The 14,450-nt window shown below is 58.0% G+C and carries 12 protein-coding genes; 11 read left to right on the top strand and 1 reads right to left on the bottom strand.

What is annotated here, in order from left to right; genetic code table 11:
* The 8 genes from ileS (at position 1) to carB (ending at position 11,723) form a co-directional block, all read left to right on the top strand.
* Positions 1 to 2,826, top strand: coding sequence for an isoleucine--tRNA ligase (gene ileS / locus CVE23_RS19185; RefSeq protein WP_049854699.1), 2,826 nt, complete (start codon positions 1 to 3; stop codon positions 2,824 to 2,826).
* On the top strand, positions 2,826 to 3,332 hold the full coding sequence (gene lspA, locus CVE23_RS19180; RefSeq protein WP_038920268.1) for a signal peptidase II: 507 nt from the start codon (positions 2,826 to 2,828) through the stop codon (positions 3,330 to 3,332). The genes ileS and lspA overlap by 1 nt, the downstream gene beginning before the upstream one ends.
* 3 nt (positions 3,333 to 3,335) lie before the next feature.
* Complete coding sequence (gene fkpB, locus CVE23_RS19175; protein ID WP_038920267.1) at positions 3,336 to 3,794, top strand: FKBP-type peptidyl-prolyl cis-trans isomerase; 459 nt, start codon at positions 3,336 to 3,338, stop codon at positions 3,792 to 3,794.
* Positions 3,791 to 4,741, top strand: a complete 951-nt coding sequence (ispH, locus tag CVE23_RS19170; protein WP_100850171.1) for a 4-hydroxy-3-methylbut-2-enyl diphosphate reductase — start codon at positions 3,791 to 3,793, stop codon at positions 4,739 to 4,741. The genes fkpB and ispH overlap by 4 nt, the downstream gene beginning before the upstream one ends.
* A 72-nt stretch (positions 4,742 to 4,813) precedes the next feature.
* A complete protein-coding gene (gene rihC / locus CVE23_RS19165) occupies positions 4,814 to 5,731 on the top strand; it encodes a ribonucleoside hydrolase RihC (RefSeq protein ID WP_100850500.1) in 918 nt (305 codons plus the stop codon).
* A gap of 256 nt (positions 5,732 to 5,987) precedes the next feature.
* Entirely contained in the window at positions 5,988 to 6,809 is an 822-nt protein-coding gene (dapB, locus tag CVE23_RS19160) for a 4-hydroxy-tetrahydrodipicolinate reductase (RefSeq protein WP_038920265.1), read from the top strand.
* Between the two features lie 453 nt (positions 6,810 to 7,262).
* A complete protein-coding gene (gene carA, locus CVE23_RS19155; protein WP_038921124.1) occupies positions 7,263 to 8,411 on the top strand; it encodes a glutamine-hydrolyzing carbamoyl-phosphate synthase small subunit in 1,149 nt (382 codons plus the stop codon).
* A gap of 87 nt (positions 8,412 to 8,498) precedes the next feature.
* On the top strand, positions 8,499 to 11,723 hold the full coding sequence (gene carB, locus CVE23_RS19150; protein WP_100850170.1) for a carbamoyl-phosphate synthase large subunit: 3,225 nt from the start codon (positions 8,499 to 8,501) through the stop codon (positions 11,721 to 11,723).
* 102 nt (positions 11,724 to 11,825) lie between these two features.
* On the opposite strand, the gene CVE23_RS19145 is transcribed toward carB, so the two are convergent.
* The gene (locus tag CVE23_RS19145) at positions 11,826 to 12,440 is read right to left on the bottom strand and encodes a LysE family translocator (RefSeq protein ID WP_049854697.1); all 615 of its coding nucleotides are present in this window, start codon (positions 12,438 to 12,440) and stop codon (positions 11,826 to 11,828) included.
* Positions 12,441 to 12,600: 160 nt separating this feature from the next.
* Between CVE23_RS19145 and CVE23_RS19140 the strand changes: the two genes are divergently transcribed.
* From CVE23_RS19140 to folA, 3 genes are all read left to right on the top strand, one after another.
* Positions 12,601 to 13,383: a threonine/serine exporter family protein gene (locus CVE23_RS19140; protein WP_038665576.1), complete on the top strand. Its 783-nt coding sequence runs from the start codon at positions 12,601 to 12,603 to the stop codon at positions 13,381 to 13,383.
* Positions 13,368 to 13,838, top strand: coding sequence for a threonine/serine exporter (locus CVE23_RS19135; RefSeq protein ID WP_024107322.1), 471 nt, complete (start codon positions 13,368 to 13,370; stop codon positions 13,836 to 13,838). Before CVE23_RS19140 ends, CVE23_RS19135 begins: the two co-directional genes overlap by 16 nt.
* A gap of 110 nt (positions 13,839 to 13,948) precedes the next feature.
* On the top strand, positions 13,949 to 14,428 hold the full coding sequence (gene folA, locus CVE23_RS19130) for a type 3 dihydrofolate reductase (RefSeq protein ID WP_174213778.1): 480 nt from the start codon (positions 13,949 to 13,951) through the stop codon (positions 14,426 to 14,428).
* The last annotated feature ends 22 nt before the right edge of the window (positions 14,429 to 14,450 follow it).

Here is a 14,450-nt window from a genome sequence, read left to right as displayed (position 1 = left end):
ATGAGTGACTATAAAACTACCCTGAATTTGCCGGAAACAGGGTTCCCGATGCGTGGCGATTTGGCCAAGCGCGAACCTGACATGCTGAAACGTTGGTATGAGCAGGATTTGTACGGGATTATTCGTGGCGCCAAGAAGGGTAAAAAAACCTTTATCCTTCACGATGGCCCGCCGTATGCGAACGGCAACATTCACATTGGTCACTCGGTTAACAAGATTCTCAAAGACATTATTATCAAGTCCAAAGGGCTGTCCGGCTATGATTCGCCGTACGTGCCGGGCTGGGACTGTCACGGCCTGCCGATCGAACTGAAAGTAGAACAACTGGTGGGCAAGCCGGGCGAGAAGGTGAGCGCCGCGCAGTTCCGCGAAGAGTGCCGCAAGTATGCCGCCGAGCAGGTTGCCGGGCAGAAGAAAGACTTTATCCGTCTGGGCGTGCTGGGCGACTGGGATCGTCCGTACCTGACGATGGATTTCAAAACCGAAGCCAACATTATTCGTGCGCTGGGCCGCATCATCGAAAACGGCCATCTGCACAAGGGCGCCAAGCCGGTGCACTGGTGCGCCGACTGCGGTTCCGCGCTGGCGGAAGCGGAAGTGGAGTATTACGACAAAACTTCTCCGGCGATTGATGTGGCGTTCAACGCGGTCGATCGCGCGGCGGTGCTGGCGAAATTCGGCCTGACCGACGATGCGGTAAACGGCGATGTCGCGCTGGTCATCTGGACCACCACCCCCTGGACGTTGCCGGCCAACCGCGCCATTGCCCTGAACGCCGAGATTGACTACGTGCTGATTCAGGTGGCCGGCAAAGCCATCATTGTTGCCGAAGGGCTGGCCGACGCGGTCGCTAAACGCATTGCCGGGAGCGACGTCAGCGCCCGTCTGGGTCACACCGTCAAAGGCAGCGATCTGGAACTGCTGCGCTTCCGTCATCCGTTCATGGGTTTCGACGTGCCTGCCATCCTGGGCGATCACGTTACGCTGGACGCGGGTACCGGTGCGGTACATACCGCCGGCGGCCACGGTCCTGACGACTATGTCATCAGCCAGAAATACCAGTTGGAAATCGCCAACCCGGTCGGGCCGAACGGTTGCTACCTGCCGGGCACGTTCCCGGGGCTGGATGGCCTGTTCGTGTTCAAAGCCAACGACAAGATTGTCGAGCTGCTGCGTGAGCGCGGCGCGCTGCTGCATGATGAAAAACTGCAGCACAGCTACCCTTGCTGCTGGCGCCACAAGTCGCCGATCCTGTTCCGCGCCACGCCGCAGTGGTTTGTGAGCATGGATCAGAATGGTCTGCGTAAACAGTCGCTGTCCGAAATCAAGGGCGTGCAGTGGATCCCGGACTGGGGTCAGGCGCGCATTGAATCCATGGTGGCGAACCGTCCTGACTGGTGTATCTCCCGTCAGCGTACCTGGGGCGTGCCGATGTCGCTGTTCGTTCACAAAGAGACGCAGGCGCTGCATCCGCGCACGACCGAATTGATCGAAGCGGTGGCAAAACGCGTCGAACAGGACGGCATTCAGGCATGGTGGGATTTGAACCCGGCTGACCTGCTGGGCGCGGACGCCGCCGATTATGAAAAAGTGCCGGATACGCTGGATGTCTGGTTCGATTCCGGATCGACCCACGCTTCGGTGGTGGATGTGCGTCCGGAATTCAGCGGCCATGCGGCGGATATGTATCTGGAAGGTTCCGACCAGCATCGCGGCTGGTTCATGTCCTCGCTGATGATTTCTACCGCTATCAAAGGCAAGGCGCCGTACCGTCAGGTACTGACCCACGGCTTCACCGTGGACGGTCAGGGCCGCAAGATGTCGAAATCCATCGGCAACACCGTTAGCCCGCAGGACGTGATGGATAAGCTGGGCGCCGATATTCTGCGTTTGTGGATCGGTTCTACCGATTATTCCGGCGAGATCGCGGTGTCCGACGAGATCCTCAAGCGTTCCGCCGACGCCTACCGTCGTATCCGTAACACCGCGCGTTTCCTGCTGGCCAACCTGAATGGTTTCGATCCGGCGCAGCATACGGTGAAACCGGAAGACATGGTGGTGCTGGATCGCTGGGCGGTGGGCTGCGCCAAAGCCGCGCAGGACGAAATTGTCGAAGCCTATGAGAGCTACGATTTCCACCGTGTGGTGCAGCGTTTGATGCAGTTTTGCTCCATCGAGATGGGGTCGTTCTATCTGGATATCATCAAGGACCGCCAGTACACCGCGAAGCACGACAGCGTGGCGCGCCGCAGTTGCCAGACCGCGCTGTTCCATATTGCCGAAGCGCTGGTACGCTGGATGGCGCCGATCCTCTCCTTTACTGCGGATGAGATCTGGGCTTATCTGCCGGGCGAGCGCGCGCAGTTTGTCTTCACCGAAGAGTGGTATGACGGTTTGTTCGGGCTGGCCGACAGCGAGCCGATGAACGATGCCTTCTGGGCCGACATGCTGAACGTGCGCGGCGAAGTGAACAAGGTGATCGAGCAGGCGCGTAACGACAAGCGCATCGGCGGTTCATTGGAAGCCGCGGTGACGTTATATGCCGACGACGCACTGTTTACGCAGCTCAACAGCCTGCAAGGCGAACTGCACTTTGCCTTGTTAACCTCCAAAGCGCGTCTGGAACATTACGAAAATGCGCCGGCGGATGCCCAGCAGAGTGAATTACCCGGCCTGAAAGTTGTCCTTAGTAAGGCCGACGGGGAGAAATGCCCGCGTTGTTGGCACTATGAAACGGATATCGGCAGCGATGCCGCGCATCCAGAGGTGTGTGGTCGCTGTGCGACCAATGTTGGCGGCAATGGCGAAGAGCGTAAATTTGTCTGATGAGTAAATCTATTGGAGCAACGGGTCTGCGCTGGCTGTGGCTGGCCGCACTAGTACTGGTGGTCGATTTGGGCAGCAAACAGTGGGTGATGACCCACTTTCAGCTGGGCGAATCGGTATCGTTGGTGCCATTCTTCAATTTTACCTACGCCCATAACTATGGCGCGGCGTTCAGCTTCCTGGCGGACAAAGGCGGCTGGCAGCGCTGGCTGTTTGCCGTGATCGCGTTGGTGATTATTGTGGCGCTGCTGGCGATGATGCATCGTTCCAGCGCCAGCCAGAAGCTGAATAATATTGCGTATTCGCTGATTATCGGCGGCGCGATCGGCAATCTGGCCGATCGACTGGTACATGGTTATGTGATCGATTTTCTGGATTTTTATGTCGGCAACTGGCATTACCCGACGTTTAATCTGGCGGATAGCGCGATTGTGGTCGGCGCACTGCTGATTGTGTTGGAGGGGTTTCTGGCTTCTCCGCAAAAAAAGCAGGCGGAAGGTAAATAACGCATGACGGAATTCGTGACAAACGGCGGTGAAGTGCTGGTACATTTTACGCTGATGCTGGAAGACGGTTCCGTGGCGGAAGCGACGCGCGAAAGCGGCAAGCCGGCGATGTTCCGGCTGGGCGACGGCAGTCTGTCGGCAGCGCTGGAGGCCCAGTTGCTGGACCTGCGGGTCGGCGACCGGCGCCAGTTTAGTCTGCCGCCGGAGTCGGCGTTCGGTCCCTCGAATCCGGACCTGATCCAGTTCTTTTTGCGTCGCGACTTTGCGCAGACCGGGGTGCCCGAAGTGGGCACCATCATGCTGTTCAGCGGCATGGCCGGTAACGATATGCCGGGCATTATCCGCGACGTGACGGAAGAGTCGGTAACGGTGGATTTCAACCATCCGCTGGCCGGGCACACCATCACGTTTGACGTGGAAGTACTGGAGATTCATCCCCCTTCAGACGGAGGCAACGCATGAAAATCCTGCTGGCTAATCCCCGTGGATTTTGCGCTGGCGTCGATCGCGCCATCAGCATTGTCGAGCGGGCGCTGGAAGTCTACGGCGCGCCGATTTACGTCCGTCATGAAGTGGTGCATAACCGCTATGTGGTGGAAGGGCTGCGCGAGCGCGGCGCCATCTTCATCGAGCAAATCGAAGACGTGCCGGATGGCGCTATTCTGATTTTTTCCGCGCATGGCGTATCGCAGGCGGTGAGGGCGGAAGCCAAAAGCCGGGAACTGACCGTTTTCGACGCTACCTGTCCGCTGGTGACCAAAGTGCATATGGAAGTGGCGCGCGCCAGCCGCAAGGGAACGGAAGCGATCCTGATCGGCCATGCCGGGCATCCCGAAGTGGAAGGCACCATGGGCCAGTACAACAACCCGAACGGCGGCATGTATCTGGTGGAAGGTCCCGAGGATGTCTGGGCGTTGCGGGTGAAAGACGAATCCAACCTTTGCTTCATGACCCAGACCACTTTGTCGGTAGATGATACCTCGGCGGTGATCGATGCGCTGCGGGCGCGTTTCCCGCAGATTATCGGGCCGCGCAAGGACGATATTTGCTATGCCACCACCAACCGTCAGGAAGCGGTGCGTAATCTGGCGGCGGAAGCCAGCGTGGTGCTGGTGGTCGGCTCGAAAAACTCCTCCAATTCCAATCGTTTGGCCGAGCTGGCGCAGCGCGTCGGCAAACCGTCTTATCTGATTGACTCCGCTGATGATATTCAGGAAGAGTGGCTGAAGAATGTCGCCTGTGTCGGGGTTACGGCTGGCGCTTCCGCGCCGGACGTGCTGGTTCAGCAGGTGATCAAACGCCTGCAGAACATGGGCGGACAGATCGCGATGGAGATGCAGGGGCGCGAAGAGAACATCGTGTTTGAAGTGCCGAAGGAACTGCGTATGGACGTTCGTGAAGTGGAATAACACGTTCGCCTTATCATTATGAGAAGATGCCAGACGATGAAAATCGCCTGGCATTTTTTTGGGAGCAAGCTCATGAACCGAATCCCCATTATTCTGGATACCGACCCGGGCATTGACGATGCCGTTGCTATCGCCGCCGCCTTGTTCGCGCCTGAACTGGAGCTGAAGCTCGTCACCACGGTGGCGGGAAATGTGGATGTGGAAAAAACCACCCGCAATGCGCTGCAACTGCTGCATTTTTGGGGCTCGACGGTGCCGGTCGCACAAGGCGCGGCGACGCCGCTGACGCGCGCGTTGCGTGATGCGGCCTACGTCCACGGCGAGTCCGGGATGGCGGGGTACGACTTTGTGGCGCATGACCGGGTAGCGCTGGAAAAGCCCGCCGTGCAGGCGATGTATGAATGCCTGATCAGCAGCGCCGAGCCGGTAACGCTGGTCACCATTGGGCCGCTCACCAATGTCGCACTGCTGCTGACCCAATACCCGCAATGTAAAAACAACATCAAGCGTCTGGTGATGATGGGCGGTTCGTCAGGACGCGGTAACTTTACGCCGAATGCGGAATTCAATATCGCGATTGACCCGGAAGCGGCAGGGCGGGTGTTCGACAGCGGAATCGACATTGTGATGTGCGGTCTGGACGTCACCAATAACGCGGTGCTGGCGCCGGATTACCTGGAAACGTTGCCGGGGCTTAACCAAACGGGCGCCATGCTTCATGCGTTGTTCAGTCACTACCGCAGCGGCAGCATGGCGACCGGTTTGCGTATGCATGATCTATGCGCTATTGCTTATCTGGTGAAACCGGCGTTGTTTACTCTGGCACACTGTTTTGTGGCGGTGGAAACCCGGGGCGAGTACACCGCGGGCACCACAGTGGTGGATCTTCAACATCGGCTGAATCGCCTGGCCAACGCACAGGTGGCGTTAGCGCTGGATGTGGACGGTTTCCGCGCCTGGGTGGCGCAGGTGTTGGCGCTGGCGCCCTAAGCTGTCTCGTAACGATGCGCCGTCGGCCAGCGTCATGAATAGGCGCTGGCGATATGAATACCTGCGGGGGCAGTTTACTCGCCGGCGGTGGATAACCGCGGCGGCCGGAAGGCTCTGGCTAATCGATAGCTTTTACTGATATCTCCGCTGTTTTGTCATAAATTTCTAATTATTGGCGTTTTCGGCTGGCAGCCCTTGGCCGGGCTGGTTAACCTGATAACGTTTTCTCATTCATCAACAGATAAAGAGTACGAATATGCGTGATGCACAAATCCGCGTCGCCATCGCGGGAGCGGGTGGCCGCATGGGACGGCAGTTGATTCAGGCTGCGTTGCAGATGGATGGCGTAGTGCTGGGTGCTGCGCTGGAACGTGAAGGTTCGTCCCTGCTGGGCAGCGATGCGGGAGAACTGGCCGGCGCAGGTAAAACGGATGTCACCGTACAAAGCAGTCTTGAGGCGGTCGTTGACGATTTCGATGTATTTATCGATTTCACCCGTCCGGAAGGCACGCTGAGCCACCTGGCTTTTTGTCGTCAGCACGGTAAAGGGATGGTGATTGGCACCACGGGGTTTGACGATCAGGGTAAAGCCGCGATCCAGCAGGCCGCCGCCGACATTGGGATTGTATTTGCCGCCAACTTTAGCGTTGGGGTGAACGTGTTGCTCAAGCTGCTGGAAAAAGCGGCCAAAGTGATGGGCGACTACACGGACATTGAAATCATTGAAGCGCACCACCGCCACAAAGTCGATGCGCCGTCGGGCACCGCGCTGGCGATGGGCGAAGCGATCGCCGGGGCGCTGGGCCGCGATCTGAAGCAATGCGCGGTTTATGCACGTGAAGGCTATACCGGCGAACGTGAGCCGAAAAGCATCGGTTTTGCCACCATTCGGGCCGGCGATATCGTGGGCGAACATACCGCTATGTTTGCGGATGTCGGTGAGCGTATAGAGATAACGCACAAGGCTTCCAGCCGAATGACGTTTGCAAATGGCGCAGTCAGGTCCGCATTGTGGGTAAGCTCTCGTAATCATGGTCTTTTTGATATGAGAGATGTGCTGGGGCTTGATGATATATAACAGGTGAAAATCTTCCTGTCTTTAATCTATTGATTTTAATGGCGCTAAGTTTGGCGCCATTGTTTTTATGTGAAAATGTTGGTTTGGTATTTATTTTTCATCAAAACCGATTTTTATCGGTGTTATCTGTCTTTTTCTCCGGTGTGCGTTAGCCATTTACGATTCCGGTTGCCGTTTTTGGCGTGATTTTAATCATTTCATCACTCATTGGCGCTGGCAACCGTTTACTTCCGATAGTTGATGTGTGTTTTTGCGGGTATGACCGCACATTAGCTCCTGAAGCCATAAAATAGTGAAAAAAAATCCGGTTTGGCTAGACAACGGTCAGGGGCCTCATTAAAATGCGCGCAATTTGCCAAAAATTTGCCTTACAGGTGGTTTTTGCATTGATTTAGTACGTCAAATCTGAATTAATATGCAAATAACGTGATTTTTTATTCCTTGGAGGGTGTTTTGATTAAGTCAGCGCTATTGGTTCTGGAAGACGGAACCCAATTCCACGGTCGGGCCATTGGGGCAGAGGGAACGGCGGTGGGGGAAGTGGTTTTCAATACGTCAATGACCGGTTATCAAGAAATCCTCACTGATCCTTCCTATTCCCGCCAGATTGTCACTCTTACTTATCCCCATATCGGTAATGTCGGCGCCAATAAAGCCGATGAAGAATCCCCCGCCGTTCATGCTCAGGGCCTGGTTATCCGCGATTTACCCCTGATTGCCAGCAACTACCGCAGCGAAGAAAGCCTGTCTGATTACCTCAAGCGCAACAACATCGTGGCGATTGCGGATATCGACACCCGCAAACTGACGCGACTGCTGCGTGAAAAAGGCGCGCAGAACGGCTGCATCATCGCGGGCGATGCGCCGGATGCGGCGCTGGCGCTGGAAAAGGCCAAAGCCTTCCCCGGCCTGAAAGGTATGGATCTGGCGAAAGAAGTCACCACCCGTTCCAGCTATAGCTGGCTACAGGGCAGTTGGACGCTGGAAGGCGAGCTGCCGGCGGCGAAAGAAGAGAGTGAACTGCCGTACCACGTGGTGGCGTACGATTATGGCGTGAAGCGCAATATCCTGCGTATGCTGGTGGATCGCGGCTGCCGCCTGACCGTCGTGCCGGCGCAAACCCCGGCGGAAGACGTGCTGAAACTGAATCCGGACGGCATTTTCCTGTCCAACGGCCCCGGCGACCCGGAGCCGTGCGATTACGCCATCAACGCGATCAAAGCCTTCCTGGAAACCGAGATTCCGGTGTTCGGCATCTGTCTGGGCCACCAGTTGCTGGCGCTGGCCAGCGGCGCTAAAACCATCAAAATGAAATTCGGCCACCACGGCGGCAACCATCCGGTCAAAGATCTGGACGGCAATCGGGTGATGATCACCGCACAAAACCACGGGTTTGCGGTAGATGAGACGTCTCTGCCCGCCACGCTGCGCGCGACGCACAAGTCGCTGTTCGACGGTTCGCTGCAGGGCATTCACCGCACCGATAAAGCGGCGTTCAGCTTCCAGGGTCACCCGGAAGCCAGCCCCGGCCCCCATGACGCCGCGCCGCTGTTCGATCACTTCATCGAGCTGATTGAGTCTTACCGTAGCCATACCAAATAATCAGAATCCGTTTAGTCACGCTGCGATAAAAGTACAAGGCGAAAACGCCGGCGCGGCGGTGAGTAAACGGGTTCGCAGGAGCGAAAAATGCCAAAACGTACAGACATAAAAAGTATCCTGATTCTCGGTGCCGGCCCGATCGTGATCGGTCAGGCGTGCGAGTTTGACTACTCCGGCGCTCAGGCGTGTAAAGCGCTGCGCGAAGAAGGCTACCGCGTGATTCTGGTGAACTCCAACCCGGCCACTATCATGACCGACCCGGAGATGGCCGACGCCACCTATATTGAACCGATCCACTGGGAAGTGGTGCGCAAAATCATCGAAAAAGAGCGTCCGGATGCGGTGCTGCCGACGATGGGCGGCCAGACGGCGCTGAACTGTGCGCTGGAGCTGGAACGTCAGGGCGTGCTGGAAGAATTCGGCGTGACCATGATCGGCGCTACCGCCGATGCCATCGATAAAGCGGAAGATCGTCGCCGTTTCGACATCGCAATGAAGAAAATCGGCCTGGAAACCGCTCGTTCCGGCATCGCGCACACGATGGAAGAAGCGCTGGCGGTGGCGGCGGACGTGGGCTATCCCTGCATTATCCGCCCGTCCTTCACTATGGGCGGCACCGGCGGCGGCATCGCTTACAACCGTGAAGAGTTCGAAGAGATTTGCACCCGCGGTCTGGATCTGTCGCCGACCAAGGAACTGCTGATCGACGAATCGCTGATCGGCTGGAAAGAGTATGAAATGGAAGTGGTGCGGGATAAAAACGATAACTGCATCATCGTCTGCTCCATCGAAAACCTCGACGCGATGGGGATCCACACCGGTGACTCCATCACCGTGGCGCCGGCGCAAACCCTGACCGACAAGGAATATCAGATCATGCGTAACGCCTCGATGGCGGTACTGCGTGAAATCGGGGTGGAAACCGGCGGTTCCAACGTGCAGTTCGCGGTTAATCCGAAAACCGGCCGTCTGATCGTCATCGAAATGAACCCGCGCGTGTCCCGCTCTTCGGCGCTGGCCTCCAAAGCCACCGGCTTCCCGATCGCCAAGATCGCCGCCAAGCTGGCAGTCGGCTATACGCTGGATGAGCTGATGAACGACATCACCGGCGGCCGCACCCCGGCGTCGTTCGAGCCGTCCATCGACTACGTGGTCACCAAGATCCCGCGCTTCAACTTTGAAAAATTCGCCGGCGCCAACGATCGCCTGACCACGCAGATGAAATCCGTGGGTGAAGTGATGGCGATTGGCCGCACCCAGCAGGAATCGCTGCAGAAAGCGCTGCGCGGTCTGGAAGTGGGCGCCACCGGCTTCGATCCGAAAGTGGATCTGGACGACCCGGAAGCGCTGACCAAAATCCGCCGCGAGCTGAAAGACGCCGGCGGCGACCGTATCTGGTATCTGGCGGATGCGTTCCGCGCCGGGATGTCGGTTGACGGCGTATTCAACCTGACCAACATCGACCGTTGGTTCCTGGTGCAAATCGAAGAGCTGGTGCGTCTGGAAGAGCAGGTAGCCGAGCAGGGCGCCAACGGTCTGACGAAGGAATTCCTGCGTCTGCTGAAACGCAAAGGCTTTGCCGACGCCCGTCTGGCGAAGCTGGCCGGCGTGTCTGAAGGTGAAATCCGCAAGCTGCGTTACAAATACGACCTGCACCCGGTCTACAAGCGCGTGGACACCTGCGCCGCCGAGTTCGCCACCGATACCGCCTACATGTACTCCACCTATGACGAGGAGTGCGAAGCCAATCCGAATCAGGATCGCGACAAGATCATGGTGCTGGGCGGCGGTCCGAACCGTATCGGCCAGGGCATCGAGTTCGATTACTGCTGCGTGCACGCGGCGCTGGCGCTGCGCGAAGACGGCTATGAAACCATCATGGTCAACTGCAACCCGGAAACCGTATCTACCGACTACGACACCTCCGATCGCCTGTACTTCGAGCCGGTAACGCTGGAAGACGTGCTGGAGATCGTGCGTATCGAACAGCCGAAAGGCGTCATCGTGCAGTACGGCGGCCAGACCCCGCTGAAACTGGCGCGCCAGCTTGAAGCCGCCGGCGTGCCGGTAATCGGCACCAGCCCGGACGCCATCGACCGCGCGGAAGACCGCGAGCGCTTCCAGCAGGCGGTCAACCGTCTTGGCCTGAAGCAGCCTGCTAACGCCACCGTCAGCACCATCGATCAGGCGGTGGAAAAAGCGGTCGGCATCGGCTATCCGCTGGTGGTGCGTCCGTCTTATGTACTGGGCGGCCGCGCGATGGAAATCGTTTACGACGAAGCCGATTTGCGCCGCTACTTCCAGACCGCGGTCAGCGTGTCCAACGATGCGCCGGTACTGCTGGACCGTTTCCTGGACGACGCGGTGGAAGTGGACGTTGATGCTATCTGCGACGGCGAGCGCGTGCTGATTGGCGGCATCATGGAACACATCGAGCAGGCTGGCGTGCACTCCGGCGACTCTGCCTGTTCGCTGCCGGCCTACACCCTGAGCAAAGACATTCAGGACGTGATGCGCCGTCAGGTAGAAAAACTGGCGTTCGAACTCTCCGTGCGCGGCCTGATGAACGTGCAGTTCGCGGTGAAGAACAACGAAGTGTACCTGATTGAGGTTAACCCGCGCGCCGCCCGTACCGTACCGTTCGTTTCCAAGGCGACCGGCGTGCCGCTGGCGAAAGTGGCGGCCCGTGTGATGGTTGGGCAGACGCTGGCGCAGCAGGGCGTCACCAAAGAGGTGATCCCGCCGTACTACTCCGTCAAGGAAGTGGTGTTGCCGTTCAACAAGTTCCCGGGCGTAGACCCGATCCTCGGGCCGGAAATGCGCTCCACCGGCGAGGTGATGGGCGTGGGCCGTACCTTCGCCGAAGCGTTTGCCAAAGCGATGCTGGGCAGCAACTCGCCGATGAAGAAAACCGGCCGTGCGTTGCTGTCGGTGCGAGAAGGCGACAAGGCGCGCGTGGTGGATCTGGCGGCTAAACTGCTCAAGCACGGTTTTGAACTGGACGCGACCCACGGCACCGCCGTGGTGTTGGGCGAAGCCGGTATCAACCCGCGTCTGGTGAACAAGGTGCATGAAGGCCGTCCGCACATTCAGGATCGCATCAAGAATGGCGAATACACCTACATCGTCAACACCACGGCCGGCCGTCAGGCGATTGAGGATTCCAAACTGATTCGCCGCAGCGCGCTGCAGTATAAGGTGCACTACGACACCACCATGAACGGCGGTTTCGCCACGGCGATGTCGCTGAATGCCGACCCGACCGAGCAGGTGATTTCCGTTCAGGAAATGCATGCCCGTATTCAGGGGTAACGGTACAAAAAAACCGTGCCGGTTCCGGCACGGTTCTGTGAAAGATAAAACCGGTCAATTGCGTCTGACCGGTTTTTTTTCGTCTGTATACAGGGGGCGCGTTTAGCTTAAGGCGACTTTGATACCGAGGGTGATCAACACGCCGCCGAGCAGTTTGTCGATCAGCTTCTGGGCTTTGGTCAGGCCGCGACGTACCGGCTCGCTCTGGATCAGGATAACCAGCAGCGGCCACCAAATCAGCGTCAGTCCCCAGATGATCCCGGCGTACCACAGTTTTTCGCCAAAGCTGGAATTCAGGCTCAACACCTGGGTAAACACCGCCAGGAAAAACAGCGTGGCTTTCGGGTTCAGCAGGTTGCAGAGGTAGCCCTGAATAAAGGCTTTCCACAGCCCGACGCGCTGCGGCGCCAGACCGGACAGGTCCAGCTTGTTGCCGCCGCGCGAGCGCAGCGCCTGAATGCCCAGCCAGATCAGGTAGGCGGCGCCGACGTATTTCAGCAGGCTGAACAGCCAGGGCGTGGTGGTGATGACCACCGCCAGCCCGGCGACGCAGTAGGCCATGTGGGTGGCGACGCCGGCAATGACGCCGACAGCGGTCATCATGGCGGCCAGCCGCGGGTAGCGGACCGCATTTTTGATCACCAAAAAGAAGTCCGGACCGGGAGAGATCATCCCCAGCGCGGCGATGGTCGCAACGAATAAAGAGGTTTCAAGCATGATGGATTCAGAATGACAATCAAGGAACCGACGGAAAAAGGTGGGCATAATACCGCCGGTGGCATTTTTTCGCACTATCAATCATCGATTTGAAATGTTAATAAACTTATAAAAACCGCGCTTATAGTGGTTGTATTCAGGCAGGGGACGGGAAAGTAACATGGTAAATGAAACCACACAGCAGCGGGATATCACCCGGTTGTGTATTCAGTGCGCGCTGTTGCTGTTGCAGCATGGCGCGGAAAGTATGTTGGTCGAGCAGTTGTCGTCGCGGCTCGGCGTTGCGCTGGGGATGGACAGTGTGGAAAGCTCGATTTCGGCTAACGCGATTGTGCTGACCACCATCATGCAGGGGCATTGCCTGACATCCACCCGTAAAAATGTGGATCGCGGTATCAATATGCACGTGGTGACCGAGGTGCAGCATGTGGTGATCATGGCTGAACATAAGCTGCTGGATGTGGACGGGGTGGCAAAGCGCTTTAGTCATATCAAACCGCTGCGTTATCCGCGCTGGCTGATGGTGACGATCGTGGCGCTGTCGTGCGGCTGCTTCAGCCGTCTGAACGGCGGCGGCTGGGATGCGTTTCTGGTCACGCTGATTGCCAGCGGCATGGCGATGTATGTACGGCAGGTGCTGACCGGCCGGCATCTCAATCCATTGATTAACTTCTGTATTACCGCTTTTGTGGCGACGTCGGCGTCCGGGTTGCTGATGCGAGTGCCTGGGCTGGAGCACAGCTCCTCCGTGGCGATGGCCGCCAGCGTGTTGCTGCTGGTGCCCGGCTTCCCGTTGATTAATGCGGTGGCGGATATGTTCAAAGGCCATGTCAACACCGGGCTGGCGCGCTGGACGATGGCCAGCCTGCTGACGCTGGCGACCTGTATTGGCGTGGTAACGGCAATGGCGGTATGGGGGCTGCACGGATGGGCATTGAACTGATTTGGGCGCTGATTCAGGACATGGTGCTGGCCGCGGTGCCGGCGGTGGGGTTCGCCATGGTATTTAACGTGCCGGTGAAGGCATTGCCTTACTGCGCGTTGCTGGGCGGGCTGGGGCACAGCGCGCGTTTTCTGATGATTCACTTCGGTATTCCCATCGAATGGGCGACCTTCGTGGCATCGATCATGGTGGGCATCATCGGTATTCGCTGGTCCCGCTGGTTTCTGGCGCACCCCAAAGTGTTTACCGTCGCGGCCGTAATCCCGATGTTCCCCGGTATTTCAGCCTATACCGCGATGATTTCGGTGGTGCAGCTTTCCCATCAGGGGTACAGCGAAGCGTTGATGCAAACGCTGATCACCAACTTCCTGAAGGCCAGTTTTATCGTCGGCGCGCTCTCCATCGGGCTGTCGTTGCCGGGGATCTGGATTTATCGCAAACGGCCGGGGGTATAAGGATTCGGTGTTCTCTTAAATATTGGGCGGCGACCCGGTAATCATATCGACGCATGAACGGGCTTTCCGTATAGTGGCACCAATTTTGTAGCCTGCAGGGTTTTACCATGGTGATTAGTTTGATTGCCGCACTGGCAGTGGATCGTGTGATCGGTATGGAGAACGCCATGCCGTGGCATTTGCCGGCCGATCTGGCGTGGTTTAAGCGCAATACACTCAGCAAACCCGTGATTATGGGGCGCAACACGTTCCGCTCCATCGGTCGGCCGCTGCCGGGGCGGCTGAATATTGTGGTGAGCAGTCAACCGGGCGACGATGACCGTGTGACCTGGGTGGCGTCGCTGGACGCAGCCCTGGCGGCGGCCGGCGACGTGGATGAGGTGATGGTGATCGGCGGCGGCAGTATCTATCAGCAGATGCTGTCGCAGGCTAGCCGTCTCTATCTGACCCACATTGACGCCGAGGTGGAAGGCGATACCCATTTCCCGGATTACGAGCCGGACGAGTGGGTTTCCACCTTCAGCGAATTCCATGACGCGGACGAACAAAACTCCCACAGCTATTGCTTCGAGATCCTCGAACGCCGCTGATTGCCGCTGCTTTTCCGATATC

It is taken from the genome of Dickeya fangzhongdai (assembly GCF_002812485.1).
Classification (GTDB): Bacteria; Pseudomonadota; Gammaproteobacteria; order Enterobacterales; family Enterobacteriaceae; genus Dickeya; species Dickeya fangzhongdai.
This window is presented reverse-complemented; position numbering and strand designations above follow the sequence as displayed.

Coding starts and splice junctions, on each gene's coding strand:
- ileS (WP_049854699.1), top strand. CDS start 1: ATGAGTGACTATAAAACTACCCTGAATTTGCCGGAAACAGGGTTCCCG.
- lspA (WP_038920268.1), top strand. CDS start 2,826: ATGAGTAAATCTATTGGAGCAACGGGTCTGCGCTGGCTGTGGCTGGCC.
- fkpB (WP_038920267.1), top strand. CDS start 3,336: ATGACGGAATTCGTGACAAACGGCGGTGAAGTGCTGGTACATTTTACG.
- ispH (WP_100850171.1), top strand. CDS start 3,791: ATGAAAATCCTGCTGGCTAATCCCCGTGGATTTTGCGCTGGCGTCGAT.
- rihC (WP_100850500.1), top strand. CDS start 4,814: ATGAACCGAATCCCCATTATTCTGGATACCGACCCGGGCATTGACGAT.
- dapB (WP_038920265.1), top strand. CDS start 5,988: ATGCGTGATGCACAAATCCGCGTCGCCATCGCGGGAGCGGGTGGCCGC.
- carB (WP_100850170.1), top strand. CDS start 8,499: ATGCCAAAACGTACAGACATAAAAAGTATCCTGATTCTCGGTGCCGGC.
- CVE23_RS19145 (WP_049854697.1), bottom strand. CDS start 12,440: ATGCTTGAAACCTCTTTATTCGTTGCGACCATCGCCGCGCTGGGGATG.
- CVE23_RS19140 (WP_038665576.1), top strand. CDS start 12,601: ATGGTAAATGAAACCACACAGCAGCGGGATATCACCCGGTTGTGTATT.
- CVE23_RS19135 (WP_024107322.1), top strand. CDS start 13,368: ATGGGCATTGAACTGATTTGGGCGCTGATTCAGGACATGGTGCTGGCC.